Origin of the sequence: Nonomuraea sp. NPDC049758, assembly GCF_040674635.1 — a bacterium.
GTDB lineage: Bacteria > Actinomycetota > Actinomycetes > Streptosporangiales > Streptosporangiaceae > Nonomuraea.
Map to the genome: position 1 here is coordinate 208,589 of NZ_JBFAMZ010000017.1, position 26,663 is coordinate 235,251.

A 26,663-nucleotide genomic window follows, 5' to 3' on the forward strand; every position below is an offset into this window, starting at 1 on the left:
ACCACCTCCCGTCAACGGACGCGGACGAGCGACGGATACACCTTCAAGTTGACGCGTTAACACGTTATGATCACCGCCATGAGCGGCATCCTGCTGATGACCTTCGACGACTTCTTCGTCCCCGAGTGGCGCGCGATGCGCGGCCTGTTCAGGGAGTACGGCGCGCGGGTGACGTTCTTCGTCAGCGAGCCGTACAGGATCGACGACGACGGCTGGAAACGGCTGCGCGAGCTGGCGGACGACGGGCACACCGTGGGGGCGCACGGCTACCGGCACCTGTGGGCGCCCGACCGGATCGCGGCCCTCGGCGGCGACGGCTACCTGGCCGAGGACGTCACCCCGTGCCTGGCGGCGCTGCGCGCGCACGGGTTCGAGGCCGCCTGCTTCGCCTATCCCGTGAGCCGCCGCGACGAACGGTCGGACGCGGTGCTGGGCGGGGTGTTCCACCGGTTGCGCGGCGGCGCGCGACACCCGGCCGAGGGCGGCCTGGACACCGTGGACGAGATCTTCACCCCGGTCGCCGAGCTCGCCGGGCGCCGCGTGCTGATCGGGGCCGGGATCGACACGGGCAAGCTGTTCAAGCCCGCCGGGGTCGACGACGCCTCGGTGCGTTCGGCCCTGGTGCGCGCGGCCGGGCGGCAGGAGGCGGTGACGTTCTACGCGCACGCGGTCGCCGACTCCCACGAGTGCAACCACGTGTCACCGGCGCGGCTGGAGACGGTGCTGGCCCAGGCCGCCGAGCTCGGACTCGCCGTCCTGGGCTTCGACGACCTGGACCGGACCGCTCAGACGAGCTGGGCGGAGCGGAACAGCGCCGGGTTCTTGGGCGCGCTGCCGACGCCGCTCCCCCATTCAAGGTAGCCGTCGCGGGCGTCGCCGCCCGTTCCGCCGTCGGCGTCGTTGACGAGGAACGAGATCCCGATCACGCCGGTCGGCGGCTTGTCGTAGCCGAGCGACGCCCACGGCACGGCCAGCCGGTACGTGGTGGTCTTGGCCGTCTCGTCCCTGGTGATGGCGACGTCGGCGCCCGGGGTCGGCCCGGCCGTGCCGGTCCAGGTGTAGGCGGCGGGCCCCGACGGCAGCAGGGCCGCGCCGATCTCGACGCGTTCGCCGGTGAGCTCGCCCGGGAAGGCCGAGTACAGGCTGAACTGCACGGAGTCGACCTGCCAGGTCTGCGACGGGTCGGTGCGGGCGGCGTTGTGCACGTCGTCCTTGATGACCGCGTCCAGGATCAGCGCGTCCGGGCTGTGCGTGAACCGGATAATCCCGGACAGGTCGCCGGGGCCGGTCCGCGTGCCGCCGCGCAGGCCCACCCAGCGGCCCAGGCCGTCCAGGTCGATCGGGTCCAGGGTGGTCGCCCCGGCCTTCTCGATCGGGCTGAAGCTGAGCGACCCGGTGTCGCTCGCGTTCCCGGCCGTGACCGCGTAGCTGTAGTTCACGTACGGCAGGGCGTCCGGCACCGGCACCTCCACCGAGGCCGAGCCCAGCGCGGGCACCTCGGCCGGATCGGCGACCACCCCGCGCCACGAGCCCACCTGCCAGCCGACGGAGCTCAGCTTGACCGGCGTGGACGGGCTGTTGTTGGTCACGGTGACCCGGAGCTTCCTCCCGTCGACGACCGGCCGCCCGTTGACCGTGTACGGCCTGACCACCTGGGTTCCCGAGCGCAGCCGGGCGATGGGGCCGCGGTCGTCGGCGGCCGTCGCGGTGACCGGCCTGCGGCCGGTCACCGGAGTGGCGGGCAGCTCCAGCGTGACCGACGTCTTCCTGCCCTTGCGGGTCACCAGGTCGGCCTTGACGCCGCCGGCGGCCACGGCCAGCCTGCCGGGCAGCTTCGCGCCGCCGGTGCGGTCGGCCGTGACGGTCACGGCCAGGTTCTCGCCGGTGACCGACTGCTCGGGGGCGCTGACCGACAGCGGCGAGGCGCCGGCCTTGACCGAGGAGACGGGGCCGGAGACGAAGACGGGGCTGCCGTCCAGGTCGAGCCGCACCTTGCCGGCCTGCGGCCTGAGCGTGCTGACCGCGCCGAACTGGTCGGTCAGCGTGACGTCGCCGAGCGCGCTGAGCGTGACCGAGCGGGGCTGGACGGCCCACAGCAGCCGGGTGCCGCCGCTGATCGGGTAGGAGTGGACGTCGGCGTCGCCGGTGTCCTGGCGGGCGCCGAGCGTGCGGCCGGCGAGCTTGCGGATCAGCACGGCCTGGGAGATCGCGGCCGGCTTGGGCGAGGGGGCGGCGACGCCGGAGGCCGGGCGGCGGAACAGGCCGAAGCGGTGCTCGCGCTCGCCGGCGTTGTCGCCGTCGTCGATGAGGTCGTACCAGAAGTACTTGTCCGCGCCCGCGCTCCTGGCCAGCGTCTGCGCCCTGATCAGGTAGTCGGCCTGCTGGGCCTCGGTGGAGCCGGCGGTGTGGGTGGGCCAGCCGTTCTCGCTGATCCAGATCGGCATGTCCTTCCTGGCCTTGACCTTCGCCACGAGCTGCGGGAACTCGGTCGTCATCACGGTCCGCTCGGGCGGCGTGCCGGCCCCGGCGTCGGCGTAGCCGTAGAAGTTGACGCTCAGCGTGTCGAGGTAGTCCAGGCCGCCGAGGGCGAAGAACTGGTCGTGCCAGGCGAGCTGGGTGCCGGCCGAGGTCGGGCCGACCACGTTGGCCGCGGGCACGGCCTGGTGGATGGCCGGGTAGAGGGCCTTGACGACGTCGAGGTAGCACTGCGGAGTGATGCCGCAGGCGCCGTCGTTGAAGCCGGTGGAGTTGTACTCGTTGTAGACCGAGACGTCCTTGGTGAAGGAGGCGTAATTGGCCGCCACGGCCGCGCCGAAGCGGGCGAACGCGGCCAGGCCGGCGGGGGTGCTGGGCGTCTTGCCGCCGTCGTACAGCGGGTTGCGGTAGCCGAGGATGGGCATCGTGGTGATGCCGTTCTCATGCGCCTTGCGCAGGCCGGTGTCGAGGGCGCCGGTGAAGTCGTAGACGCCCGCCTGCCTCTCGATGCCCGACCAGTTGGCGTCGGAGCGCACCTCGGTCCATCCGACCTGCGCGGCCGTCCTGAGCAGCTGTGCCTCGATGCCCGGCTGCCAGCCGTAGTGGATGGCGGCGGCGAAGTACGGATCCCTCGTGGCGAGCGGGGTGACGACCCCGAACGAGGTGGAGCGGGTGGTGAGCCCGGTCGAGACGGTCAGCCGGTAGTAACCCGGGCCGAGATCGGAGATGTCGATCTTCGTGGTGCCGCCGGCCACCGCCCGCGTGCCCGACCGCAGCGGGACCCCGTTCGGGTCGCCGATCGTCCACTCCACCTGGTCGGCCGCCGCGGCGACGTCGATCGTGTTCGTCCCCTGGGTGAAGACCAGCGACGGGTTGGTGATCGTGAGCTGCGACGGGTCGGTGAAGTGCACCTCGACCCTGCTGAAGCACACGGCGGGGATCGAGGCGGCGTCGGCCTTGACGTTGAGCCGGAAGTCGGCGCCGTTGACCCGGTTCTTGAAGTTGATGTCGCTGAGCCCGATGACCGAGCTCTTCCACGTGCCGGTGCCGGTCAGCGCCACGTTGGCGCTGCCGGTGAAGGCGCCGGCCTTGCCGTCGTAGTGCACGTCGAGACCGACCGGTCCCGCGTCGAAGTAGCGGACCACGACCCAGGCGCGGGTCGCCCCGGCCGGGATCGCGGCGTCGGCCACGTCCACGTAGACGTAGCGGTTGTACGGCGTGCCGGACATCTGCCAGCACGACTCGCCGCCGCGCTCGCTGACGGCGTGGGCCGGGTCCTTGTCGCCGTCGCCCGGCCACGCCTTGACGACGCCGGTGTAGACGGGGTCGGCGCCGAGCACGGCCGTGGCCGCCGCCGCGGCACTCGCGCTCTGCGCGGGCAGGGCCGTCAGCAGGGCCGTCAGCAGCCCGGCCGCCAGGATGGCCGCGCAGGCGGCGCCCGCCCTCCTTGAGATGATCTTCATCAGCGGGATTCTCCTTGCCGTCCGTAGCGCTCTGCGGCCGCGCGGGCGAAGTCCTCGCCCGCCGCGCCGAGGTCGGCGATCACCTGCTCATGGGAGCGGCCCGCCGCCTGCGCGGCGGGGATGACGGTGCCGCACTCGTTGGCGTCCATGAAGGCCGCCGCTTCCAGCAGCCCGTCCTCGTCCTCGGCCGGGATCGCCAGGAACCCGTGCTGGTCGGCGTGCACGAGCTGCCCCGGCTCGACGACCTGCCCGAACACCTCGACCGGTACGCCCCAGCGCACCGGGCGGACATGGGCGTGCCCCACGCACAGCCGCCTGGCGAGGGCTTTGAACCCGGCGCCGGTCATCTCGTCCAGGTCACGGATCGCGCCGTCGGTGATGGTGCCGACGCAGCCCAGCGCGCGGTGCGCGCCGCTGTTGACCTCGCCCCAGAACGAGCCGACGGTCCTGGGCTTGTCGAGGTCCTGCACAACGACGATCTTCGGCCCGTCGACCGAGGCCACGTAGCGCCGGTAGTCGTCCCACACGTCAGCGGGGTGCTCCGGGTTGCCCGGCTCGATGACGACGGTGACCGCCCGGCCGACCATGGGGCCCATCTGGGGCATGAAGTCGCGCGATTCCTCCTGGTGGAAGGCGATGTCGCGCTGGGTGATCTGTTCCCAGCCGTTGTAGACGGTGGGGGTGTTCCAGCGTTTCAGCCGATGCATGCCACTCCTAGGTGACGCTCGTGATCGGGCCCCGCGCGAGACCGGTGCGGGTCCCGGCGGGCAGGGTGAGGTGGGGGCAGGGGGTTTCGTCTACTGCCCGATGAAGCGGGCGGGGCGGAAGAGGGCGGGGTTCTTCGTCCCGGCGATGCCGGAACCCCATTCGATCCAGCCCTCGCGGCCGGTCCCGTCGTTGTCGTTGGCGACGACGGACAGGCTGAACAGGCCGTCCTGCGGGGTGAGCGGGGCCAGTGCCGCCCAGGGCAGCGACAGCTCGTAGACGGTCTCCTCGGCTGTCTCGTCCCGGGTGACGGCGACCTTGGCGTCAGGTTCCGGTCCGTCGCCGAGCCAGCGGTGGAACTGCGGGCCCTGGGCGGTCAGCGCGAGGCCGAGCTCGGACCAGGTGCGCGTCTCGCCGGGCAGTCCGGCGGCGACGGCGAACTGCAGGGAGTCGCCCTGCCAGATGTCGGCTCCGGTGCTGGTCTGGGCGTGGACGTCGTCGTGGATCCTGGCGCTGAGGTAGAAGCGGTCGGCGTCCCAGGTGACGTGGAGGGTGCCGCTGAGGTCGCCCGGCCCGCCGTACAAGGGGATCTTGACGGTGCCGTCGGCGAGGTCGACGGCCGGGCGGCCGGTCAGGTCGTCGGGTACGCCGTCGACGGTGATCGTGGCGCGGCCGGCCCGGTTGAGCGCGCCGTCGGCGACGCGGGCCACCCGGCCGGTGACGCCGACGCCCGCGACGGCGTCCAGCCGCAGCTCGTACGGCCCGGCGGGCAGGTCCGCCAGCGGAAGGCGCTCGGTGCGCGAGCCGCCCGCGGGCACGGTCCCGGCGATCGGCAGCGTGCCGGTGCGAGCGCCGAAGGTCCAGCCGAGGTCGCCGGGGGCGAGTTCCCTGGCCGACAGGTTGCGCACGGTGATCGCCAGGTCGTCGGGCAGCACGTGCCTGGCGGTGACCGCGAACGGCTGCGTCACCTCGACCCGCGAGCCGAGCCTGGCGACCGGCCTCCCGTGGATCTTCAGGCGGCCGACGAGGTCGAGCGGGCCGGTGCGGGTCACGGCGGGCAGCGACACCGGGATCTCGGCCCTGCGCCCGCCGCGCACCGACACCGGCACGTCGACGTCGCCGACGGCGAAGCTGCCGCGTACGGCGGGGCCGCGCGTGGCGTCAACGGCCAGCTTCAGCTCGATCCCCTCGCCGACGACGGCGCCGCCGCCGGTGATCGTGTAGCGGGCGGCGTCCGCCAGCACGGCGTCACCGCGCACGTAGATCGGGTCGCCGGACAGCGAGAGCGTGACGCGGCCGCCGAGCGGGCGCAGCACCTCGCTCGCGCCGGTCAGATCGGTGACGGTGAGCGGGGCGTCGGTGCGCAGCGAGACGGTCGCGGGCCGGGCCGACCACAGGACGCGCAGGTCGTGGCCGTCCTTGCGGAAGAGCTGACGGCCCTCGGCCTCCTGCCTGACGTAGGCGGCCCCGGTGAGCTGCCTGGTCATGGCGGCGTAGGCGACGTAGCCGGGCTTGGGCGTCCACCGGCCGGAGGCGTCGGCGGTGTTGCGCACCAGGCCGAAGTTGTCCTCGTTGAGCGCCGGGTCGGTGCCGTCGTTCATGAAGTCGTACCAGAAGAACCGCTGCACGCCCTTGGCCAGCGCCGTCACGTGGGCGCGGACCACGTAGGCGGCCTGGACGGCCTCGGTGACGCCGCGCGCGTCGGTGTGGGTGGGCCAGCCCTGCTCGGTGATCCAGATGGGCTTGGACCGGCCGTTGTTGTACTTCCTGACCAGCGCGTCGAGGTCGTCGATGCTCTTGGCGGCCGACTCGGGGGTGCCCGGATAGACGTAGGGGTGGATGGAGACGGCGTCGAGGTACTTCAGGGCGCCGAGCTTGAACAGCTCCTCCAGCCAGGCGAGCGGCACGCCGGCGGAGGCCGGGCCGACGACCGTGACCTGCGGGTGGTCGGCCTTGACCTTCTCGTAGGTGGCCTTCAGCAGCGGGAAGTAGTAGTCGGCGCGCGAGTCGGCCGGGCCGTTGCCGCGGTCGCCGAAGCCGATGTTGAACTCGTTGTAGACCTCGATCCACGGCAGGTCGTACGTGCCGACCAACGCCGAGGCGTAGGCGGCGTAGGCGGCGCGGCCCGCGTCGGTGTACGGCGTGGCGTTCCCGTCGTGGTGGGGGTTGGTGTAGGCGGCGATCGGCAGCCAGCGCATGCCCTTGGCGTCGAGCGTGGCGTGCAGCGGGTCGTAGCGCCCGTACTCGTAGACGCCCTCGGTCTTCTCGATCGACTCCCAGAACGCGTCGTCGCGCACGGTGCGCACCCCGGCCTTGGCGGCCAGTTCGAGAAGGTCGCCGCCGGGAGCGCCCCAGTCGGCCCGGGTGAAGTGACCGGCCACGCCGAACGGGGAGTCACCCGTCGCGGTGAAGGGCGTGAGCACGGCGAACGTGGTCTCCTTGGTGGCGATCGCCGTCCCGGCCGAGGTCGCGGTCACGCTGAGCCGGTAGTGCCCCGGCTTGGCGACCGGTACGGCCAGCGTCCCGGGAGTTCCGCCGCCCGCGGCCACCTGGACGCCGGACAGGTCGCGTACGGTCCAGGTCAGCGCGTCGCCCCGGCTCGTCACGTCGAACGAGGGCTGGGCGGGCTGCACGAACACGTTGCCCACGGCCCGCTGCCCCAGGGCGAGGTCGGGGGCGGGCGCGGTGATCGTGACCCCGTCGAGCCGGAGCTGCCCGGTGCGCTCGACGAGGAACGCCACCCGCTTGGCCGGCCCGTGCCAGACGCCGTCGCCGGCCCCGCCGAAGTGCTGGTAGGACTGCCCGGCGGTGAAGGAGGTGACGGTGAGCCGTTGCCAGTCCCCGCCCGCGGCCAGCGGCAGCCGCTGCTGGTGGGTCTGCCCGGTGCTGTCCACCAGCCGGAGCGTCACCGTGGGCAGTGCGGGCGAGCGCGCCCAGAGCGACAGCGCCTTGAGGTCGGCGGCCGTGGCGTACCCGGCCTCGACGTACCTGCCGCCGGCGGTGAGGTCGGCGGTCAGCAGGGCCGAGCGCGCTCCGGTCCTCGCGTCGGCCGCGTCGCTGGTGAGGGTGCCCTTGGCGCCGGGGAACTCCGGGCCGAGCCCCAGGGTCCAGCCCTGCGTGCCGTACTCGAAGTCGCCGACGACCTGGTCGATGTCGGTGGTCGCGTGGGAGGGCACGGCCAGGAACGGGACGGACAGCAGGGAGATGATGACGGTTCGTAACCAGAGATGGATGCGGGATCTCATGGGGGGTGGATCCTCTCCGTTGTCAGAGCTGGTACAGGTGCTCCGCCTCGAAGCCGAGAACCCGGCGGGCCCGGGTCACGTCGATCGGCACGGCCCGGCCGGGCAGGGCGGCGCGCAGCGGGGAACGGGGCAGGAAGTGGCGGACGAGTTCCGCGGTGGGCAGCGGGACGATGGTGTCGGGGGCGGCCACGAACAGCACGTGGGAGCCGTCGATCGGCCGGGTGACGCCGAGCCAGCAGGCGGTGGCCGCGTCCCGGGAGTCGAGGTAGGCCCACAGGTCGGCGACTCCCCTGGCCGGCTCGGCGGCGAACTCGGCGGCCCGCTCGGGCAGCCGGTCCTCGGGGCCGCCGACGAACGGGAAGCGTAGCGCCACCACCGTCATGCCGTGCAGCCGGTGGATCATGCGCGCGGTGGACTCGTCGGCCTCCTTCGACAGCGCGTACGGGTCGGCGGCCAGCAGCGGGTGCGCCTCGTCGACGGGCAGGTAGGCCGGTTCCAGGCGGTGCGGGGAGAACGGCATGCCGAGCACGCTGAGGCTGCTGGCGATGACCGCCCGGCGCACCCCGGCCCGGCCCGCCTCGTCGAGCACCGCGAACGTGGCGCCGGTGTTGTTGAGGTAGACCTCCTGCGGGGGGTTGTCGTTGGGGCTGGGGATGGCCGCCAGGTGGATCACGGCGTCGACGCCTTCCAGCGCCCGCCGTACGACCTCGGGGTCACCCGCGTCGCCCACGACGACGCGGTCGGCCTTGAGGTCGCCCGGATCCTCCAGGACCAGCGCGGTCACCGGCACGTCCTCGGCCGCGCAGCGCGCGAGGACGGCCCGGCCGATCAGCCCGGCGGCGCCGGTGACGAGCACTCTGCTGAGCATCAACCCTTGACCCCCGTGAACCCCACGCCGCGCACGATGTACTTCTGGAAGACGATGAAGACGAGCACGGGCGGCATCAACGCCATGAACATGCCGGCGATGACCATGTTCTCCTCGGCGAACTCCGCCAGCCTGGGCAGCGCCACCGAGATCGGGTGCAGCTCGCCGTCGGAGATGGCCACCATGGGCCACAGGAAGTCCTTCCAGGCGCCCATGATCGTCAGCAGGGACGTCACGGCCAGGATGGGCTTCGACATGGGCAGCACGATGTACCAGAACATCCGCCACGGTCCGGCGCCGTCGACCTGGGCCGCGCCGAACAGCTCGCGCGGGATCCCGTCGAAGAAACGTTTCATCAGCAGGACGGTGAAGGCGTGCGCGGCGTGCGGCAGCCACACCGCCCACGTGGTGTCGGCGATGCCCACGTCGAGCACCGTCAGGTAGAGCGCGACGAGCGACACGCTGCCCGGCAGGAACAGCGTCGCCAGGATCGCGCCGTAGACGTACTTGCCGTAGCGCGGGCGGAGTACCGACAGCGCGTACGCGCCCATGACCGACACGACGATCTGCGCCAGCCACGACCCTCCGGCCAGGACGACCGTGTTGAGCATGAAGTGGCCGATGCGCAGCCTGCTCCAGGCTTCGGCGAGCAGCGACCAGTCGGGGGCGGCCGGGTAGAGGCGCAGTGGGTCGGTGAGCAGTTCCCGCGTCGGGGAGATCGCCCCCTTGACCGTCCACAGGATCGGGCCGAGCCCGGCGACGAGCACGCCGAGGAAGACGGCGAACTGGGTCGAGCCGAGCACCGCGCGTACGCCGCGCTTCTTGCGGTCGGAATCGGAGATGAGTCCGCTCATGTTGTGCTCCAAGCCTTCGTCATGCGCAGGTACACCGCCGACAGCAGGCCGAGCACGACCGCCAGCAGCACCGACAGCGCGCCGGCCATGCCGTAGTCGCCGTAGACGAAGGCGTACCGGTAGATGAGCAGCAGGACGGTCACCGTCGCGTCCTCGGGGCCGCCGTCGGTCATGACGAACGGCTCGGTGAAGACCTGGAAGGTGCCGATGACCTGCAGCAGCAGCATGAGCAGCAGCACGCCGCGGAGCTGGGGCAGCGTGATGTGCCACACGCGCCGCCGGATCGACGCGCCGTCACTCTCGGCCGCCTCGTACAGCTCCCTGGGGACGCTGGTCAGCGCCGCGATGTAGATCAGCACGGTGCCGCCCGCGCCCGCCCAGGTGGCCTCCAGCACCAGCGAGGGCATCGCCCACTGCGTGTCCTGCAGCCACGGGAACGGGCCCAGGCCGACGAGCCCGAGCAGGCCGTTGAGCAGGCCGTAGTCGCTGTTGTAGAAGAACTTCCACATCATGATCGCCACGACCGGCGGCACCGCCACCGGCAGGTAGACCAGCACGCGGAACAGGCCGCCGCCCTTGCGCAGCTCCGACATGACCACCGCGAGGAGGACCGGCACGGGGAAGCCGAGGATCAGGGCGAGGACGGTGAACCAGAGCGTGTTCAGCGCGGCCTTGCCGAGCAGCGGATCGGCGAACAGGTTGGCGAAGTTCTGCCAGCCGACCCAGCTCGCCGCCTCGACCAGGTTGGTGCGCTGGAAGGCGAGCATGGCGCTCTGCAGGATCGGCCACCAGGAGAACACCGCGAACACGAGCACCAGCGGCGCGAGGAACAACACCGAGGCCACCGCGTAGGGGTGCCGGGCCCGGCGCCGCCGGGGCGGCCGCGGCGTGGTGACCGCCGCGTCCGCCTGCTCGGCCAGCGCCGTCACTGCTGCGACCTGTCCAGGATCGGCTTCACCTTCTCGACGGCCTTGGTGATCTCGGCCGCCGGGTCGGCGTCCTGGCGGGTCAGCACCGCCTGGACGACCGTGTCGAGCGCGGCGTAGAGCTCCTGGCCGGCGACGGGCGGCTCGGAGATGAACTCCTGCGCCTTCACGCCCTCGTTGTAGGTGGCGAAGTGCTCCCAGTCGACGTTGGAGACGGCCTTCTCCGCGGCCATCACCGGGTCGGAGACCGCGGGGGCGAAGAACGGCAGCTGCGGCACGGCGGCCACGAGACCGTCGGCCTTCTTCTTCTCGGCCCGCTCGGTGGCCAGGGCCGGGTCGTACTTGGGCCGTAGGTAGACGGCGTCGATCCACTTGACCGCCGCCTGGCGCTGCTCGGGCGTGGCCTTCGGGCTGACGACGGCGACCGTGCCGCCCAGCAGCGTGCCGTTGCCCGACCCGGACGGCAGCGTGGTCTGGCCGTACACCTCGGGCTTGCCGTTGAACTTGGCGACGTAACTGCCGTAGAGGTTGGGCGCGCCCATCATCATCGCGACCTTGCCGGCGGCGAAGTCACGCAGCAGGTCGTCCTGGTTGCGCAGGTGCTGGGTGCCCATCGAGCGGTCGTCCCAGCGCATCGCCTTGAGCAGGCCGAGGGCCTGCCTGGTGGGGGCGTCGTCGAAGGCGGGGACGACCTTGCCGCCCTCCTCCTTCTCCATCCGGCCGCCGTAGGAGTAGGTCATGGTCGTGAGCATCCAGCCGCCGGTGTTGGCGGTGGCGTGCATGCCGAAGCCGGGCACCCCGGTCCTGTCGCTGATCGTCTTGGCGGCGGCCCGCACCTCGTCCCAGGTGGTGGGGGGCTTGTCGGGATCGAGCCCGGCCTTGGTGAACAGTTCACGGTTGTAGACGAGGCCGGCGGCGTACGCCTCGGTGGGCAGGCCGTAGATCTTGCCGTCCGGGGTGCTGCTCGGGGCCAGGATGCGCTTGTCGAAGTCGGACTTGGCGAGCAGCTTCAGGTCCGCGGTGAGGTCGGCGACCTGGCCGCGCCTGATCATGGCCTGCGGGTCGGTCAGCGGGACGCGGAAGACCGTCTCCAGCCGGCCCGCGGCCAGGCGCGCCGCGAACGTCTTGACGTCGTACTGCGTCTCGGTCGGCTTGACCTTGATGGTCGGGTTGGCCTTCTCGAACTCGGCGACCTGGGCCAGGAAGTTCTTCTGGCTCTCCGGCTGGGTGCTGGGCGGCATGCCGGAGACGGTGATCTCGGTCTTGCCGCCGGACGTGCCGTCCTGCCCGCCGCCGCACGCCGCGACCGCGGCCAGGAGCAGCAGACCCGCGGCTCCTCTAGCCATGTACGTGTTCATCGGGACTCCAAGTTCATGCCGGGGGGCGAGTCGAGTCGAACGCTATATATGACGCGTTAACGTGTAAAGCACGGGATGGTAACGCGCACGAAATGCAACGGGTTAACGCGTCAACTATGGTGGCTCTATGCCGCCGTCGGGGCGGCGGACCCGCGCGGCCCACCGCTCGTGCAGGTGCGTGACCGGCGGGTACGCGGCGGCCAGCTTCTCGTCCAGCTCGATGCCCCAGCCGGGCAGGTCCGCGGGACGCAGGTGACCTCGGACGGGATTGAGCGTGCCGGGGAACACCTCGCACACGCTGTCGGGGTAGACGTGCCCCTCCTGGATGCCGAACGCGGGCGTGGTGACGTCCAGCGCCAGGTTCGCCGCCACGCCGACGGGCGAGACGTCGCCCGGGGAGTGCCAGGCCGTGCGCACCCCGGTCAGCTCGCAGAGCGCGGCCAGCTTGCGCGCCGGGGTCAGCCCGCCGACGGCCGAGACGTGGCAGCGCAGCAGGTCGACGCCGCCGCCCAGGATCAGTCTGGCCGCGTCGGGCACCGAGACGAGCAGCTCGCCGACCGCGATGGGCACGGGCGAGGCCGCCCGTACCTCGGGCAGCCGGTCGTAGTGCTCGGGCGCGACCACGTCCTCCAGGAAGAACAGCCGGTACGGCTCCAGCGACCTGGCCAGCAGGATCGCCTCCTTCGGCGTGAGCCGGCTGTGCACGTCGTGCAGCAGCTCGACGTCCTCGCCCAGGACCTCGCGGGCCCGGTCGAACAGGGCGGGGGTGGTGCGCAGGTAGTGCCTGACGTCCCAGCCGTCGGGATGCGGCGCGTCCGGGTAGGCGTTGGCCCTGCCGGGCGCGCCGTAGCCGCCCAGCCCCGGTTGCCCGGTCTGCAGCCTGACGTGGCGATATCCGGCGGCCATGAGCCGCTGGGCGTGCTCCAGCGTGCCCTCGACGGTGGCGCCCTCGGCGTGCAGGTAGACGGGCGCCGCCGCGCGCATCCGGCCGCCGAGCAGCTCGTACACGGGCATGCCGGCGCGCTTGCCCGCGATGTCCCACAGCGCCATGTCGACGCCGGACAGCGCGTTGTTCAGCACCGGTCCGCCGCGCCAGTAGGACGACAGGTGGATCATGCGGGTGATGTCCTCGATGTCGGCCGGATGGCGGCCGATCAGCATCGGGCCCACGTGCTCGTCCACGGCCGCGGCGACGGCGTGGAAGCGCTGGGTGAAGGTGGCGCAGCCGAGGCCGTACAGGCCGTCGTCGGAGGTGTCGATCCGCACCACGACCAGCGGGATGCCCTCGGGTGCCGTGACGACGGCACGCACCCGCGTGATCGTCAGCCCGTCCCTGGGCGGCCAGGGGGCCTGGGTTTCCTGCATGCGGGGACGCGCCTTTCAGAAGCGGGTGGGACGGGCGGGCACGGCGACCTCCAGGCCGCCCCACGACCAGCGGACCTCCTCCTCCCCCACGGCGCTGAGCAGCGCCTGCGCGGTGGGTTCCGCGCCTTCCGCGAGCAGTTCCACGGCGAACCCGGCGCGCAGGATCGCGTGGTGGAAGTCGACCGGCCGGCGCGGCCCGCTGTACAGCACCGCCTCGACGGCGACCTCGTCCTCGCCGGTCGTCACGGCCCAGGTGGCGGGCTCGCCGAGGAAGGCGGCCGCGCCCGTGTGCACGACCGCCCGGCGCGTTCCGGCGGCGAGCTCGAAGACGCCGTCGCCCAGCTCGCGGCCGTGCACGCCCCGGCCGCGCAGCGTGACGCGCAGCCGCAGGTCGCCCACGTCGAAGACGCTGCCTTCTGGCTTGTCCAGGTTCGGATGGAAGTCGCCGGAGTCGTAGGTGAGCCACCATCCGGCCAGCGCCCTGGGCCCGTCCTGCGCCTGACGGCACCACGCGGCGGTCAGGTCGTGGCCGTTGTGCATGATCCGGGCGCGCAGCACCACGGCCGGGTCCTCGGGCGTGCGCCAGTAGCCGAGCAGCGGCCTGCGCTGCACCCAGGCGAACTCCTCGTTGACCGTGCCCAGCGTGGCGTCCTCGCCGAGCCAGGTGGTGCCGGTGGTCTGGCCGTCGAAGACGGTCCTGACCTGCACCTCGGGCTCGGGCAGCCGGGCGAAGCGCCCGGCCAGACGCGGCGGGCAGGGCAGCGTGGGCACCATGCGCGGGGTGTCGTCACGGATCCCGACGCCGGGGCGCGCCTCGATCGGCGCCCCCGTCTGGGCGGCGAGATAACATGTCAACTCCTCGCTGAGCCAGTCGGTGTACGCGCGGGCGTGCGGTCCGGCGAGCTGCCCGGTGCCCGGGTGGAAGCGCTCGGCGAGCGCCGCCCACACGCGTTCCCGCATGACCTCGATCTGCTCCAGGAAACCCTGGTCGCGGACCACCACGTGGGCGCGTTCGCAGATCTCCAGCAGGAACGGGCTGTAGGCGGGCGAGTTGTACTCGGCGAAGGCGTCGCATTCCAGCATCGCGGTGAGCTTGCGCCTGCCGTAGGCGAGGAACTCGGGCGTGCCGAGCAGCTCGCCGGCGCTCGCGCAGGTGACGGAGCCGAGCAGGGCGATGTTCGTGTAGCGCGGGCCGACGTTGCGCCGGAAGATGGACAGGGCCGCGTGGCGCAGCGCCTCGGCGATCCGGCCGTCGAGGACGTCCCCGTGCGCGGCCAGCACCTGGGCCAGCCGTATGCCGATGAAGTCGGCCCAGTTCCAGTCGGCCGGCGCCATGGCCTGGGGCGGCTCCTCCATGAAGTAGCCCCAGATGCCGTAGTGGTCGTCGAGCGGGTCGCGCTCCTGCAGGTCGACGATCGCGCCGAGCACCTCCTTGGCCCGGTCGAGGCGGCCTGCCTGCAGCAACGCGATCGCGTAGTCGGTGGAGGCGCGGGTGTCGTGCACGCGGGTGCCGGCCGGGATCGTGGTGTGGTATCCGTTGCTGCGTGACAGCTGCCACGGCAGCCGGTGTTCGGGGTCGTAGCGCTCGTCCTGAACCTTCAGGAACTCCTCGGGTGTCACCGCTGGGTGTCCTTTCGCCGAATGCGGCCCGACGTTAGTCTTAGCGTGTTAACGTGTCAACGATCACGAATGGGACGGATGGGGGCAGGATGAACGAATCGTCCGACAGCCAGGAGCCGCTCTACCAGCAGGTCAAGCGGGATCTGGTCGCGGCGATCTCGCGCGGTGAGTACGTGCAGGACGAGCCGTTCATCAGCCAGCGCGAGGTCTGCGAACGGTTCGGAGTGAGCACCACCACCGCGGTGCGCGCGCTCAACGAGCTGGTCACCGAGGGCTACCTGGTACGCCGGCGCGGACGCGGCACGTTCGTGGCCGACCGGCCCGTCCCGGCCGAGTCGACGCGGGAGCGCTCCATCGCCTACATCATGCACGGGCACGGGCCGCACAACTCCGACGTGATCGACGGCATCGAGTCGGTCTGCGCCGAACTCGGCTACCGGATGTTCCTGTCCAACACCAAGGGCTCACCGGCCGCCCAGGAGAAGGCGCTGCGTCAGGCGCTCGACACCCAGGCCAGCGGCGTCGCGCTGTACTCGGTCGACGCCCACCACGACTCCCCCGCCCTGGCCGAGCTGAGACGGCGGCGCGTCCCGCTGGTCATGGTCGACCGCTACCACCCCGAGTCCCCGACCGACGCGGTGCTCTTCGACAACTTCGCCATCGGCTACCGGCTGACCGAGTACCTCATCGGGCAGGGGCACCGGCGCATCACCGCGTTGTGGGACGCCACCGAGTGCACCTCGGTGCAGGAGCGCCTCACCGGGCACGTGCAGTCGTTGCGCGAGCACGGGCTGCCGGTCTCACCGGAGCTGACCGCGCTCAAGACCTACCTGCGGCTGCCGGAGGACCGGCGGCGGGAGATGCTGGCCGGGCTGCTCGACCGGCGCGAGCCGCCGACGGTGCTGCTGTGCGCCAACGGGTTCGTGCTGGCGCACGCGGCCTCCGACCTCACCGCGATGGGCGTCGAGGTGCCCGGCCAGGTCGAGCTGGCCGGCATGGACGACGCGGGGCCGTTCGACCTGCTGCCGCTGACGGTCGCCGCCGCCCGCCTGCCGTCGCGGGAGATGGGCGAGCGGGCGATGCGGCTGCTGGCCGAGCGCATCGACCATCCCGAGACGGCGTCGGAGGTCGAGCACGTGGTGCTGCCGATCGAGATCCGCACCCGCGAGTCGGCTTCCGCCTATCTGCGCGTGGTCTCCGCCCAAACCGCCTGAACCTCCCGAGGTACCCCCCATGCCTTCCCCTCTTCGCGTCGTCCTGGTGGGCGGCGGTCAGATCGCCGACTCCACCCACATGCCGGCTTTTCGCGAAATGTCGGCCGATATCGAGGTTGTGGCGGTCGTCGACGCCACCGTCGAGGCGGCCAGGTCGTTCGCCGACCGGTGGGCCGTGCCGCACGCCTCGGACGACCTCGCCGCGACGCTGCGGGACCTGCGCCCCGACCTCGTCGACATCGCCAGCCCGCCCGCGCTCCACCGCGACCAGGTGGTCGCCGCGCTGCGCGCGGGCGCGTGGGCGTGGTGCGAGAAGCCGCCGTGCCTGTCGCTGGCGGAGTACGACGAGATCACCGCGGCCGAACGGGACGGCGGCCCGTACGCCGCGGTCATCTACCAACAGCGTTTCGGCTCGGCCGCGCAGCACGCCCGCGCGCTGATCTCCGCCGGCGCACTCGGCCGGCCGTACGTCGCGCACTGCCAGACCACCTGGTTCCGCGACCCCGGCTACTACGCGGTCCCGTGGCGCGGCCGGTGGGAGACCGAGGGCGGCGGCCCCGCCATGGGTCTCGGCATCCACCAGATCGACCTCATGCTCGAACTGCTCGGCGACTGGAGCGAGGTGCGCGGCATGGCCGCCAGGCTCGCCCGCGACGTGCGGACCGACGACGTGACGACCGCGCTGGTCCGCTTCGACTCCGGCGCGCTGGCCACGCTCGTCAGCACGTCGCTGGCGCCGCGCCAGGTCAGCCACCTGCGCGTCGACCTCGCCGCCGCCACCCTGGAGCTCACCCACCTGTACGGCTACGCCAACGAGAACTGGACGATCACCCCCGCCCCCGGCGTGACCGGTCTCGACTGGCCGCCGCCCGACGACGTGCCCAGCTCCCACCTGGCCCAGCTCCGGGGCCTGGTCTCCGACCTGCGGGCCGGGCGGAGGCCCCGCGGCAGCGGCCAGGACGGCCGCAGGGCGCTGGAACTGATCACGGCGATGTACAAGGCGGCGCTCACCGGGCAGCCGGTGCGCTCCGGCGAGATCGGTCCGGGCGACCCGTTCCACCGGAACCTGCACGGCGACAACCCCGAGGTGTTCCAGTGAAGATCATCGGCTTCGAGCTCTTCACCGTCACCCCGCGCTGGATGTTCCTGCGCGTCGACACCGACGAGGGCGTCAGCGGCTGGGGCGAGCCCATCGTCGAGGGCCGCGCCGAGACGGTCGCCGCCTGCGTGAACACGCTGATGGAGGCGCTGGTCGGCGCCGACCCCGGCCGCATCGAGGACCACTGGCAGGTGATGTCGAAGGGCGGTTTCTACCGGGGCGGCCCGATGCTGTCCAGCGCGGTCGCCGGGATCGACCAGGCGTTGTGGGACATCAAGGGCAAGGCTCTCGGCGTGCCGGTCTACGACCTGCTCGGCGGCCCGGTGCGCGATCAGGCCAAGGTCTACACGTGGGCGCACGGCGACACGGACGCGGAACTGGCCGAGAACGCCGTGGCCCGGGTGGAGGCGGGCTTCGACACGCTGAAGTTCGCCGCCTGGGAGGGCCGGATGCCGCCGATCCCGTCACCGGCCCTCACCAGCCGGATCGCGGCCCGCTTCGCGGCGGTGCGCGACGCGGTGGGCGACGGCGTCGACCTGGCCGTCGACCTGCACGGCCGCTTCACGTCGGCGGCCGCGCGCAAGGTGCTGCCGCTGCTTGAGCCGCTGTCCCCCTTGTTCGCCGAAGAACCGGTGCTTCCCGAGTTCTCCCGCGACCTGCGACGAGTGGTGGAGTCCACAACGATTCCCATCGCGACCGGCGAGCGCCTGTTCTCCCGCTGGGACTTCCGCGACGTGCTCCCGACGGGCGTGGCGGTGATCCAGCCGGACCTGTCGCACGCCGGGGGCATCTCCGAGGTCCGCCGGATCGCCGCGATGGCCGAGACCTGGGACGTCACCCTCGCTCCCCACTGCCCCCTCGGCCCGATCGCTCTGGCCGCCTGCCTGCAGATCGACTTCGCGACCCCGAACTTCCTCATCCAGGAGCAGTCGCTGGGCATCGGCTACCACGACGGCAGCGAACTCCTCGACTACCTGGTGGACCGCTCGGTCTTCACCTTCACCGACGGCCACCTCGACCGCCCGACGGCCTCCGGCCTGGGCATCGAGGTCGACGAGAAGGCGGTGCGCCAGGCGTCGTCGCACGCCTGGCGCAACCCGATCTGGCGGCACCGGGACGGCTCGTTCGCCGAGTGGTAGCCGCCGGTCGTCATCGACGGCCGCCGAACTCCCAGTCGTGCACCTCGATCCCGGCGTAGCGGTCGGCGGTGAGGACCGCGCGGGCCGCGTCCGCGTCCGGCGCGCGGACCAGCAGCGCGGTGCCGACCCAGGTGGCGCCGTCGTCGGACAGCAGCGGCCCGTACGCGATCAGCTCGTCGCCGTCGGCCGGCGGGACGAGGTCGGCGGGCTGCCCGGAGCCGAGGCCCAGCACCAGGTACCGGTTGCCGCCCTGGCGGCCGCCGGGGAACTCCCACATGGTGCGCCCCAGCACGTTGCGCCAGCGGCGGAGCAGCACGTCGCGGTAGACCCCGGCCTGGTAGTTGGGCTCGTCGAAGGCGAACGCCCGCGCGGCGGCGGGGTCGGGCAGGTCGACGATGTGCACGCTGCCGGTGGCCGCGTCGGTGTCGCGGTCGAAGGTGGGGCCGCGGGCGATCAGCTCCGCTTCGTACCGGTCCATGTAGGACCAGTGCGCTTCCCCCAACTCCCCGCGCAGGGGGCCCGATCCGGGACGGTCACGGTGGTAGCAGAAGAACTCCATGCCGAGAGTACCTACCACGAGATCTTCACCCGGTCACAACCGTCGCGCGGCCCGGCGGCTCAGCCGAGCATCTGCTCGACGAGGTCGGCGGCGCGGGTGGTGCCGCCCTCGGCCCGTGCCTCGGCCTGCAGGCGCGTCAGGCGGCGGGCCACGTCGGGGTCGCCGGTCAGCTCGGCCAGCGCGGCGCGCAGGGCCTCGGCCGTGGCGTCGGCGGTGTCGATGCGGCGGGCCACGCCCAGCTCCACGAGCCGGTCGGCGTTGGCGAACTGCTCGGCGCCCTGCGGGACGGCGATCATCGGCACGCCCGCCAGCAGCCCTTCGCAGCAGCCGCCCATGCCCGCGTGGGTGACGAACGCGTCGGCCTGGTCGAGGATCGCCCGCTGCGGCACCCACGGGTGCACCTCGACGTTGGACGGGATCTCGCCCAGCTCCCCCACGTCGGTGTACTTGCCGATCTGCAGCACGACGTGCCAGCCGGGCAGGTCGCCGAAGGCCGCCAGGCACCGGCGGTAGAACTCCGGCTGACGGGTGTAGGCCGACCCCAGGGAGATCAGCAGGACGTTCGCGGCGTCGCCCGGACGGGTCCAGCCGCCCTGCCCGCGCAGGTCGTGGCAGGGGCCGACGAAGGTCACGGTGGCGGTGTCGACCTGGTCGGCGTGCGGCTGCATGGCCCGCGGGATCAGGGCCAGCGCGCGGGGCGGACGGCCGGAGAAGGCGTCGACGTCGGTGGTGGCGGCGCCGGACCCGGCGAGCCAGCCGGCGAACCTGGCCCGGTAGGCGTCGGCCCCCGGCAGCCGCCACAGCTGCGCCGCCACCTCCTCCTGGTAGCCCTTCCAGGCCACGAACGTCGGCGACAGCTGCAACAGGGGACGGCCCTGCGCCTCGGCCAGGGCCCGCGCGGCGTAGGCGCCGATGTCGTACAGGTAGAGGTCGGCGGGGTCGTCGTCGTAGGCGGCGCGCAGCTGCGGGAGCGCCTGGACGGCGTCGTCCAGGAAGAGGCTCATCGCCGCGATGGGGTCGTCGGGCCAGTCGTTGTCGGCGACCGGCAGCGTCGAGGTGCACGGGACCAGCTCGGCGCCGGTGCCTGTGACCAGGTCGGCGACCGCCGGGTCGTTGGCGTACGTCACCCGGTGTCCGCGGGCCACCAGCTCGCGGACGATCTCCAGGCTGGGCAGGACGTGGCTGACGGCGGGGATGCCGACCATGGCGATGTGGGCGCGGCGGCGAGACATGGGCGAATCACTCATTTCGGGTTCTGCGCGGCGGGACGGGCGCTGGACGACGGTCAGGCGCGACGCGCATCCGGCGCGGCGGCCTCCAGGTCGGCGACGCTGCCCGACATGATCGTGCGCACATGCTCGGTGATGTGCTCGGCGGGCCAGTCCCACCAGGCCACCGCGAGCAGGCGGGCGACGTCGTCGGCCGGGTAGCGGGTGCGGATGAGGCGGGCCGGGTTGCCGCCGACGATCCCGTAGTCGGGCACGTCGGAGGTGACCACGGACCCGGCGCCGATGATCGCGCCGTGCCCGATCCGCACGCCGGGCAGCACCGTCGCGCCGTGGCCGAACCAGACGTCGTTGCCGACGACGGTGTCACCGCGGTTGGGCAGGCCGGTGAGCAGGTCGAAGTGGTCGGACCACGAGCCGCCCATGGTGGGGAAGGGGAAGGTCGAGGGGCCGTCCATGCGGTGGTTGGCGCCGTTCATGATGAACCGCACGCCGGTGCCCAGGGCGCAGAACCGGCCGATGACCAGCTTCTCCGGGCCGTAGTGGTAGAGCACGTTGCGGGTCTCGAACGCGGTCGGGTCGTCGGGGTCGTCGTAGTAGGAGAACTCCCCCACCTCGATCAGCGGGGACTTGACCAGCGGCCGCAGCAGCACCACCCGTGGCTGGGCGGGCATCGGGTGCAGGACGGTGGGGTCGGCGGGGACGCGGGCGTTCATGGATCTCTTCCTTCCGCCACTGCTAATGCGACAACTTGTACATTAAGATGGTGGCATGCCGACGTCCGCCTCGCAAACGGGAAAGGGAGCGATGACGCCCGAGAGCCCGTCGTCCGGGCCGCGCCGCCGTCCTGGTGGCCGTACCGGTCGCATCCGCGCGCAGGTTCTCGATGCCGTCCGCGCCGAGCTCGCGGAACGCGGCTTCGACGGGCTGACCCTCGACGCCGTCGCGGCCCGCGCGGGCGTGCACCGCGCGACGGTCTACCGGCGCTGGCGGGACGTCGGCGGCCTGCTCGCCGACGTCCTGGAGGCGACCGGCGACGACGACTGGCAGCCCCAGGACACCGGCTCCCTGCTGGGCGACCTGGCGGCGCTCAACCACGAGAACCAGGCGGCCATGACCGCGCAGCCGTCGATCGCCGCGGCCCTGATCGCCGCCTCGTTCCGCTCGGAGGAGGCCGCTGGCGGCGTGCGTCGGCTCTGGGAGGACCGGTACACCCGCTGCGAGGTCATCGTCAGGCGGGCGGTCGAGCGGGGCGAGCTGCCGGCCGGCACCGACGCGCGGCGGCTGCTCGTCGCCGCCACCGCGCCGCTCTACCACCACCTGGTGCTCCTCCGCACGCCCCCCGCCCCGGACCTGCCGGAGCAGGCGGCGCGGACGGCCGTGCTCGCCGCCGCGGCCGGCGCCTTCGCGCCTCCGCCGGGGCGGTGAGGCCGGGCCGCGGTCAGGAGGAGACGGCGACGGGCAGGCGGCAGGTCCGCGGGTCGTCGAGGTGGCCGACGATGAAGGCGGCCAGGTCGGCGCGGGACGTACGGGCGCCCAGGCGTTCGGTCGCGCCGATCGAGACGCGGGGGCGGCCGGTGCCGGGCCGGTCGGTCAGGCCGGTGGGGCGGACGGCCGTCCAGTTCAGCCGCGTCCTGGCGAGCGCCTGTTCCATGCGGGCCATGTCGGCGTACGGATGGCGCATGACGTGGTGCAGGACGCGGCCGAGCAGGCGGGCGACGGGCCCCGCGCCGGGCGGGACGGCCAGCCCGGCCGAGGAGATCACGACGAGCCGGGCGGACGGCGGCAGCGCCGCGACGATCGCGGCGGTCCCCTGCGAGTAGACCGTGGTGGGGCCGCGGCCGGACGGGCCGAGGGCGGAGATCACGGTGTCGTGTCCGGTCAGCGCGTCACGAAGGCTGATGGGGTCGGTCACGTCGGCGGCGCGGTGGACGAGCCGCGGGTGGTCGAGGTCGAGGCCGCCGGGGCGGCGGGCTGGACGGCGGGCTTGCTGGCGGGCTGGAACCGGAAGGAGATGGCCTCCATGAGGGCCTGGTGCTTGGTGTTCTGGAAGGCGGCGATCTTCCAGTCGCCGTCCGCCTGCCGGACCATCGTGTAGGTCTGGATCTTGTGCAGCTTGCCGGGCTTGCCTTTGTAGGTGTCGCCGCGGGTGATGACGAGGGCGGTGTCGGGGCCGGCGAGACGGATGCCGACGGTCTCACTGGCCAGCCTGGTGCCCTTGACGAAGCTGTCGAACAGCGCCTGGTGGGCGTCGCCGATCTCGCGGGCGCCGGTGTAGAGGGTGCCGACGTAGGTGATGTAGGTGGCGTCCTCGGTGAACAGGTCGCCGTACGCGCCGCCGTCGGCCCGGCTCCAGGCGTCGGCGAGACGGTCGAGCACGGAGGTGATGGCGGCGGCGTCGGCGGCGGTAAGGGTGTTGCTCATGGTCGTTGCCCTTCCTCAGGTAACTTCACGGAAGCATTTACTTCCTTGAAGATTTATCTTCTCCAAAGAAGAGATTAGGAGAGGCGTCGGCCACTGTCAACACGGGGCGCCGCCAATCGCCGAGCCGCCTGCCGAGGCATGATCCAGGGCGGCGGGCTCACGTATGCTTGCGGTCCCATGAGTGAGCAGTTGACGATCGGCGAGCTGGCCGAACGCACCGGCGTCGCCACCTCCGCGCTGCGCTACTGGGAGGAGCTCGGGCTGATCCCGGAGCCCGAGCGCGTCTCGGGGCAGCGGCGGTATCCGCCGTCGGCGGCCGAGCTGGTCGCGGTGATCCTGTTGCTGCGCGAGGTCGGCCTCACGTTGCGCGAGATCAGGACGTTCATCGCGGCCCGGTCCGAGCCGGGCGACGGGTGGCGGGAGCTGTACCGGCGCAAACTCGCCGAGCTGGACGAGCGCATCGCCCGCGCCCAGGTGGCGCGCACCGCCATCGCGCACGGCATGGCCTGCCCGCACGAGAACGTCTTCGAGTGTCCCGCCTTCACCGGGGCGGTCAGGGCGCGGCTGGCGGGGGCGTCCCTGGAAGAGGCGCACCAGCACTGAACGGCGGCCCGGCGGGCGCGGACGCGGACGCGGTGACCGCCGCATGCACCGAAGGGGTGCTCGCGGCGGCCGAGGCGCGCGTCAGGGGAAGGCGGTCAGGAGCGGACCGTCAGGGGGTGCGGCGGGGCCGGGTGAGGGTGACCAGGAGGCCGGCGATCATCACCGCCGCGGTGAGCAGGACGACCAGGAACTCGCCGTCCGCCGTGGCGGCGCGCAGGGCCCGGCCGGTCCTGCCCGCGGCGCCGAGGTCGGCGATGACGGTGAAGACGGCCAGGCCGATGGCGTTGCCGATGTTGAGCGCGGTGGAGGCGATGCCGTTGGCGACGCCCTGCTCGTGGGCGGGGGTGCCGGTGGCGGCGGCGATCCACATGGCGGTCCAGACGACGCCCTGACCCAGGCCGGAGACGACGAGACCGGGGATCAGCAGGCCGTACCCGGCGTCGGCGTCGAAGCCGAGGGCCAGGACGGCGGTCCCGGCGACGCCGACGGCGAAGCCGATCAGCAGCGTGGTCCGGGTGCCGATCCGGGTGGCCAGGCGCTCGCCGCCCTGGGTGCCGGCGGCGATGGCCAGCGACGGGACGAGGAAGGCCAGCCCGCTCTGCAGGGCGCTGTAGCCGTGGACGCTCTGCAGCAGCACGGTGAGGAAGTACGGCAGGACGCCGAACGTGGCCATGTAGACGAAGGTGACCAGCATGCCGACGGTCAGGCTGCGGTTGCGGAACAGCCGGAACGGCATGAGCGGATCCGCGCTGCGGGCCTCGACCAGCGCGAAGATCACCAGCAGCACGGCGGCCACCGCGAAGGCGCCCGCGACCAGGGGGCTGCCCCAGCCCAGCGCGGGCCCCTCGACCAGGGCGAAGACCAGCAGCGTGGACCCGCCGGTCACGGTGAGCGCCCCTTCCTGTCCGGCGCCCGCACCGACGCCGCCACCCAGCAGCCCGACAGCACCACCCCGGCCACCTGACCCACCGACCCGGCCCGCACGTTCGGCCCGGCCCGGGTGCTCGGGCGGCCTGGGCGTTCGGGCGGGCCGGGTGCTCGAACGGCCCCGCTGTTCCGGACGGGCCCGCTGTTCAGGACGGACGCGGTGTTCTCGGCGGGCCGCCTGTTCCGGGCGGGCCCCGTGTCCCCCGCCGGGCCGTAGCTTTGGGGTGGGCCGCGGGTTCGCGCTGCCTCGCGTGTTGGGGTCGGCGGCTCGCCCGTGTCGCTGGAATGCCGTCGCGTCCCCGCGCGGCCCGGTTACCCTCGCTGCCGTGAGCACTCCGCCGTCCGGCTCTCCCGAACGTCTGCGCGCCGACCTGGTCGCCGAGCTCCGGCGAGCCGGCTGGATCCGCTCCCCCGAGGTCGAGGCGGCCTTCGCGAAGGTGCCGCGCGAGCGGTTCGCCCCCGAGGCGTCCCCGGAGGCGGCCTACGCGGCCGACGACGTCGTCGTCACCAAACGTGGCCCGGACGGCAGGGCCACGAGCTCGATCAGCGCGCCCTGGCTGCAGGCCGACATGCTCGAAGCAGCCCGGCTCCGCCCCGGCGCGAAGGTGCTGGAGGTCGGTTCCGGCGGTTGCAACGCCGCCCTCATCGCCGAGATCGTCGGGCCGGACGGGCTGGTCGTCACCGTCGACATCGACCCCTTCGTCACCGAACGCGCGAGCCGCTTCCTCGCCGCGACCGGCTACGGACAGGTGCGGGTCGTCCTCGGCGACGCCGAGCACGCGGCCGAGCGGCACACGCCGAGCGGCGGCTTCGACGCCGTGATCGTCACCGTCGGTGTCTGGGACGTGCCCTGGGGGCACCTGCTCGCCCCGGACGGCCGGATGGTCGTCCCGCTGCGCTTCTCCACGATCAGCCGGTCCTTCACCTTCGTCCGCGCGGGCGGCCACTTCACCGGGCTCGACCCGACGGTCTGCGGCTTCGTCCCCTGCCAGGGGGCCGGCAGGCTGCCCGATCAGGAACCGGTCCTGGCCGGCGGTGCCGTCAGGCTGACGCTGGAGCACGGGCCCGCCCTCGACGCGGCCCGCCTCGACCAGGCGCTGGACGGCGACCGCACGGAGCTGTGGACCGGCGTCACCGTCGGCCGTGGCCGGCCGTTCGACACGATGCACCTGTCGATGGCCGCCGACGACGAGCGGTTCGGCATGTTCTGGCAGGATCCCGATCGCGACTGCGGGCTCGTCCGACCGGCCATGCGCTGGTACTGCCCCGCGCTCATCGTCCCGGACAGCTTCGCCTACCTCGCCATCCGCGAGACCTGCGGCCCGCACGACGCCGAGCGGCGCTGGGAGTTCGGGGCCTGCGGCCTCGGTCGCGAGGGCGACGGGCTCGCCCGGCAGTTGCACGACCATGTGCTGACCTGGGATCGCGATCGGCGCGACCGCCCGGACCCGGTCTTCACCCTCCACCCGGCCGACGCCGCGGTACCGGCTCCCGCCGACGGCCGCGTCTTCCGCAAACGCCACACCCAGCTGGTCATGGCCTGGCCCTGAGCGCGCGACCGGGCCGCCGGAGGTGTCACCGCGGCCGACGGACGCGCGGTTGGGGAGCAGCCCCACCGGAGGAGCAGTCCTCCCGGTGGAGCAGTCCTCCCGGAGGGGCGGCGCGGCCGGCTTCCGGCGCGTACATTGCTGGCATGTTGCTGCGCGTCGGCCGGGTGGTCGCGGGTGTGGTCGCGCTGGTGCTGGGGGCTTCCGCCGCCTTTCCGCTGAACGCCCTGGGGCCGCGGCTCGGAGCCGGCGGTTGCCCGGTCTCGTCCGCCGGCGGGTGGGAGCGCGGTGACCGGCCCGGGGAGCTGGTGCCCGCCGACGGCGCGGTGTCGGTGACGATGTGCGAGCTGCCCCTGCCGTACGCGTCAGGGCAGGCGGCGGCGCGGATCAGGAGGCTCACCGCCGGGGCCGGCGCGATGGTCTCCGAGCTCAACGGCCTGCCCACGCGCGACGCGCTGGAGGCCGAGCTGCGCCGGAGGGAGTCGGCCAAGGGCCGCGTCCTGGGCGACGACCTCCGCCTCGGCGAGATCTGCAACGCGGTCGGCTACGGCACGAGCCTGTCCTTCGTCGTGCACTACGGGGACCTGCGCCGGCCCGCCGTCGTCCTGGTCGATCGCAACTGCGGCACCGCCCGGTACGCGGGCCGGACGCGGTTCGGCGATCCGAGCGAGGACTTCCTCCGCCGTTACCGGGCGCAGTTGGAGGCACGGCCGGCGCCCGTGCAGCTTCCGGATGCGCGGACGCGCTGCGGGCCGCCGCCGCCTGCCGGTACCGGCTCGACGGGGATGTCTCGACGGCCGTGGACACGGTGACCGACCCTGGCGGACGGGAGAGCGTCACCGACCGCGGGCTCGGCAGGTTCACCCGCCCGGCCGCCCTCGACGTGGTGTGGGCGGGCGACACCACCGGCGCCGTCGCCGAGGTGCGGGTCTGGCGCGCGCCCTGCCGGGCCGTGTACGCCGGATCGACGGGCGGCAGGATCCCCACCCCGGAACTGCTGTCCCGCCTGGACGCCTGGCTGGGACGCTGAGCAACCTCCGGCGCGC

At 72.8% G+C, this 26,663-nt stretch carries 24 protein-coding genes; 9 read left to right on the forward strand and 15 right to left on the reverse strand.

Translation table 11 applies throughout. The features are described from left to right. The first annotated feature begins 78 nt into the window (after positions 1–78). Positions 79–861 (forward strand): polysaccharide deacetylase family protein, encoded by a 783-nt coding sequence (locus AB0J46_RS36745; RefSeq protein WP_364338752.1) that lies wholly within the window; start codon positions 79–81, stop codon positions 859–861. Here the strand turns inward: AB0J46_RS36745 and AB0J46_RS36750 are convergent. The 9 genes from AB0J46_RS36750 to AB0J46_RS36790 form a co-directional block, all read right to left on the reverse strand. Continuing rightward, positions 786–3,938: a hypothetical protein gene (locus AB0J46_RS36750; protein ID WP_364338754.1), complete on the reverse strand. Its 3,153-nt coding sequence runs from the start codon at positions 3,936–3,938 to the stop codon at positions 786–788. The genes AB0J46_RS36745 and AB0J46_RS36750 overlap by 76 nt on opposite strands. Then, positions 3,938–4,645 (reverse strand): RraA family protein, encoded by a 708-nt coding sequence (locus AB0J46_RS36755; protein WP_358299398.1) that lies wholly within the window; start codon positions 4,643–4,645, stop codon positions 3,938–3,940. The genes AB0J46_RS36750 and AB0J46_RS36755 overlap by 1 nt, the downstream gene beginning before the upstream one ends. Positions 4,646–4,735: 90 nt before the next feature. After that, entirely contained in the window at positions 4,736–7,888 is a 3,153-nt protein-coding gene (locus AB0J46_RS36760; RefSeq protein WP_364338756.1) for a sugar-binding protein, read from the reverse strand. Positions 7,889–7,910: 22 nt separating this feature from the next. Beyond that, complete coding sequence (locus AB0J46_RS36765) at positions 7,911–8,756, reverse strand: NAD(P)-dependent oxidoreductase (protein WP_364338758.1); 846 nt, start codon at positions 8,754–8,756, stop codon at positions 7,911–7,913. Further along, positions 8,756–9,610 carry a carbohydrate ABC transporter permease gene (locus tag AB0J46_RS36770; protein WP_364338760.1) on the reverse strand — a complete coding sequence of 285 codons (855 nt, stop codon included), beginning with the start codon at positions 9,608–9,610 and terminating at the stop codon, positions 8,756–8,758. The genes AB0J46_RS36765 and AB0J46_RS36770 overlap by 1 nt, the downstream gene beginning before the upstream one ends. Beyond that, on the reverse strand, positions 9,607–10,539 hold the full coding sequence (locus tag AB0J46_RS36775) for a sugar ABC transporter permease (RefSeq protein WP_364338763.1): 933 nt from the start codon (positions 10,537–10,539) through the stop codon (positions 9,607–9,609). Before AB0J46_RS36775 ends, AB0J46_RS36770 begins: the two co-directional genes overlap by 4 nt. Continuing rightward, complete coding sequence (locus AB0J46_RS36780; RefSeq protein WP_364338765.1) at positions 10,536–11,882, reverse strand: extracellular solute-binding protein; 1,347 nt, start codon at positions 11,880–11,882, stop codon at positions 10,536–10,538. Before AB0J46_RS36780 ends, AB0J46_RS36775 begins: the two co-directional genes overlap by 4 nt. Positions 11,883–12,008: 126 nt before the next feature. Continuing rightward, positions 12,009–13,259: an enolase C-terminal domain-like protein gene (locus tag AB0J46_RS36785; RefSeq protein ID WP_364338767.1), complete on the reverse strand. Its 1,251-nt coding sequence runs from the start codon at positions 13,257–13,259 to the stop codon at positions 12,009–12,011. Between the two features lie 15 nt (positions 13,260–13,274). After that, positions 13,275–14,879, reverse strand: a complete 1,605-nt coding sequence (locus tag AB0J46_RS36790; protein WP_364338769.1) for a hypothetical protein — start codon at positions 14,877–14,879, stop codon at positions 13,275–13,277. An 89-nt stretch (positions 14,880–14,968) separates the two neighbouring features. On the opposite strand from AB0J46_RS36790, the gene AB0J46_RS36795 reads away from it, so the two are divergent. Genes AB0J46_RS36795 through dgoD form a run of 3 tightly spaced genes read left to right on the forward strand, consistent with a single transcriptional unit; the run spans position 14,969 to position 18,331 of the window. Continuing rightward, entirely contained in the window at positions 14,969–16,093 is a 1,125-nt protein-coding gene (locus AB0J46_RS36795) for a GntR family transcriptional regulator (protein WP_358299374.1), read from the forward strand. Between the two features lie 19 nt (positions 16,094–16,112). Then, positions 16,113–17,192: a Gfo/Idh/MocA family oxidoreductase gene (locus AB0J46_RS36800; RefSeq protein ID WP_364338771.1), complete on the forward strand. Its 1,080-nt coding sequence runs from the start codon at positions 16,113–16,115 to the stop codon at positions 17,190–17,192. Continuing rightward, the gene (gene dgoD / locus AB0J46_RS36805) at positions 17,189–18,331 is read left to right on the forward strand and encodes a galactonate dehydratase (protein ID WP_364338773.1); all 1,143 of its coding nucleotides are present in this window, start codon (positions 17,189–17,191) and stop codon (positions 18,329–18,331) included. The genes AB0J46_RS36800 and dgoD overlap by 4 nt, the downstream gene beginning before the upstream one ends. A 10-nt stretch (positions 18,332–18,341) precedes the next feature. Here the strand turns inward: dgoD and AB0J46_RS36810 are convergent, their stop codons facing one another. From AB0J46_RS36810 to AB0J46_RS36820, 3 genes are read right to left on the reverse strand one after another with little or no spacing between them, the layout of a single operon-like run. Further along, entirely contained in the window at positions 18,342–18,908 is a 567-nt protein-coding gene (locus AB0J46_RS36810; RefSeq protein WP_364338774.1) for a YciI family protein, read from the reverse strand. Positions 18,909–18,949: 41 nt separating this feature from the next. Further along, positions 18,950–20,122 carry a macrolide family glycosyltransferase gene (locus AB0J46_RS36815; RefSeq protein WP_364338776.1) on the reverse strand — a complete coding sequence of 391 codons (1,173 nt, stop codon included), beginning with the start codon at positions 20,120–20,122 and terminating at the stop codon, positions 18,950–18,952. 53 nt (positions 20,123–20,175) lie between these two features. After that, a complete protein-coding gene (locus AB0J46_RS36820) occupies positions 20,176–20,832 on the reverse strand; it encodes a CatB-related O-acetyltransferase (protein ID WP_364338778.1) in 657 nt (218 codons plus the stop codon). Positions 20,833–20,923: 91 nt separating this feature from the next. Between AB0J46_RS36820 and AB0J46_RS36825 the strand changes: the two genes are divergently transcribed. Next, a complete protein-coding gene (locus tag AB0J46_RS36825) occupies positions 20,924–21,544 on the forward strand; it encodes a TetR/AcrR family transcriptional regulator (RefSeq protein WP_364338780.1) in 621 nt (206 codons plus the stop codon). Positions 21,545–21,557: 13 nt separating this feature from the next. On the opposite strand, the gene AB0J46_RS36830 is transcribed toward AB0J46_RS36825, so the two are convergent. Both AB0J46_RS36830 and AB0J46_RS36835 read right to left on the reverse strand, forming a co-directional pair. After that, positions 21,558–22,031 (reverse strand): NAD(P)-binding oxidoreductase, encoded by a 474-nt coding sequence (locus AB0J46_RS36830; RefSeq protein ID WP_364338782.1) that lies wholly within the window; start codon positions 22,029–22,031, stop codon positions 21,558–21,560. Further along, positions 22,028–22,540, reverse strand: coding sequence for an SgcJ/EcaC family oxidoreductase (locus AB0J46_RS36835; protein WP_364338784.1), 513 nt, complete (start codon positions 22,538–22,540; stop codon positions 22,028–22,030). The genes AB0J46_RS36830 and AB0J46_RS36835 overlap by 4 nt, the downstream gene beginning before the upstream one ends. A gap of 177 nt (positions 22,541–22,717) precedes the next feature. On the opposite strand from AB0J46_RS36835, the gene AB0J46_RS36840 reads away from it, so the two are divergent. Then, positions 22,718–23,143 carry a MerR family transcriptional regulator gene (locus tag AB0J46_RS36840; protein ID WP_364338786.1) on the forward strand — a complete coding sequence of 142 codons (426 nt, stop codon included), beginning with the start codon at positions 22,718–22,720 and terminating at the stop codon, positions 23,141–23,143. A gap of 109 nt (positions 23,144–23,252) precedes the next feature. Here the strand turns inward: AB0J46_RS36840 and AB0J46_RS36845 are convergent, their stop codons facing one another. Continuing rightward, the gene (locus AB0J46_RS36845; RefSeq protein WP_364338788.1) at positions 23,253–24,404 is read right to left on the reverse strand and encodes an MFS transporter; all 1,152 of its coding nucleotides are present in this window, start codon (positions 24,402–24,404) and stop codon (positions 23,253–23,255) included. Here AB0J46_RS36845 and fxlM point away from each other — a divergent pair. The 3 genes from fxlM (at position 24,397) to AB0J46_RS36860 (ending at position 26,647) form a co-directional block, all read left to right on the forward strand. After that, positions 24,397–25,620, forward strand: a complete 1,224-nt coding sequence (fxlM, locus tag AB0J46_RS36850; RefSeq protein WP_364338790.1) for a methyltransferase, FxLD system — start codon at positions 24,397–24,399, stop codon at positions 25,618–25,620. The genes AB0J46_RS36845 and fxlM overlap by 8 nt on opposite strands. 143 nt (positions 25,621–25,763) lie before the next feature. Then, positions 25,764–26,429, forward strand: coding sequence for a hypothetical protein (locus AB0J46_RS36855; protein ID WP_364338792.1), 666 nt, complete (start codon positions 25,764–25,766; stop codon positions 26,427–26,429). Next, positions 26,426–26,647, forward strand: a complete 222-nt coding sequence (locus AB0J46_RS36860; protein WP_364338794.1) for a hypothetical protein — start codon at positions 26,426–26,428, stop codon at positions 26,645–26,647. The genes AB0J46_RS36855 and AB0J46_RS36860 overlap by 4 nt, the downstream gene beginning before the upstream one ends. Positions 26,648–26,663: the final 16 nt, after the last annotated feature.

Bases quoted from the DNA above. Each gene is read 5' to 3' on its own strand.
- AB0J46_RS36840 (WP_364338786.1), top strand. From the start codon at position 22,718: ATGAGTGAGCAGTTGACGATCGGCGAGCTGGCCGAACGCACCGGCGTC.
- AB0J46_RS36780 (WP_364338765.1), bottom strand. From the start codon at position 11,882: ATGGCTAGAGGAGCCGCGGGTCTGCTGCTCCTGGCCGCGGTCGCGGCG.
- AB0J46_RS36785 (WP_364338767.1), bottom strand. From the start codon at position 13,259: ATGCAGGAAACCCAGGCCCCCTGGCCGCCCAGGGACGGGCTGACGATC.
- AB0J46_RS36745 (WP_364338752.1), top strand. From the start codon at position 79: ATGAGCGGCATCCTGCTGATGACCTTCGACGACTTCTTCGTCCCCGAG.
- AB0J46_RS36815 (WP_364338776.1), bottom strand. From the start codon at position 20,122: ATGTCTCGCCGCCGCGCCCACATCGCCATGGTCGGCATCCCCGCCGTC.
- AB0J46_RS36820 (WP_364338778.1), bottom strand. From the start codon at position 20,832: ATGAACGCCCGCGTCCCCGCCGACCCCACCGTCCTGCACCCGATGCCC.
- AB0J46_RS36750 (WP_364338754.1), bottom strand. From the start codon at position 3,938: ATGAAGATCATCTCAAGGAGGGCGGGCGCCGCCTGCGCGGCCATCCTG.
- AB0J46_RS36765 (WP_364338758.1), bottom strand. From the start codon at position 8,756: ATGCTCAGCAGAGTGCTCGTCACCGGCGCCGCCGGGCTGATCGGCCGG.
- AB0J46_RS36855 (WP_364338792.1), top strand. From the start codon at position 25,764: ATGTTGCTGCGCGTCGGCCGGGTGGTCGCGGGTGTGGTCGCGCTGGTG.
- AB0J46_RS36825 (WP_364338780.1), top strand. From the start codon at position 20,924: ATGACGCCCGAGAGCCCGTCGTCCGGGCCGCGCCGCCGTCCTGGTGGC.
- AB0J46_RS36755 (WP_358299398.1), bottom strand. From the start codon at position 4,645: ATGCATCGGCTGAAACGCTGGAACACCCCCACCGTCTACAACGGCTGG.
- AB0J46_RS36800 (WP_364338771.1), top strand. From the start codon at position 16,113: ATGCCTTCCCCTCTTCGCGTCGTCCTGGTGGGCGGCGGTCAGATCGCC.
- AB0J46_RS36835 (WP_364338784.1), bottom strand. From the start codon at position 22,540: ATGAGCAACACCCTTACCGCCGCCGACGCCGCCGCCATCACCTCCGTG.
- AB0J46_RS36795 (WP_358299374.1), top strand. From the start codon at position 14,969: ATGAACGAATCGTCCGACAGCCAGGAGCCGCTCTACCAGCAGGTCAAG.
- AB0J46_RS36770 (WP_364338760.1), bottom strand. From the start codon at position 9,610: ATGAGCGGACTCATCTCCGATTCCGACCGCAAGAAGCGCGGCGTACGC.
- AB0J46_RS36760 (WP_364338756.1), bottom strand. From the start codon at position 7,888: ATGAGATCCCGCATCCATCTCTGGTTACGAACCGTCATCATCTCCCTG.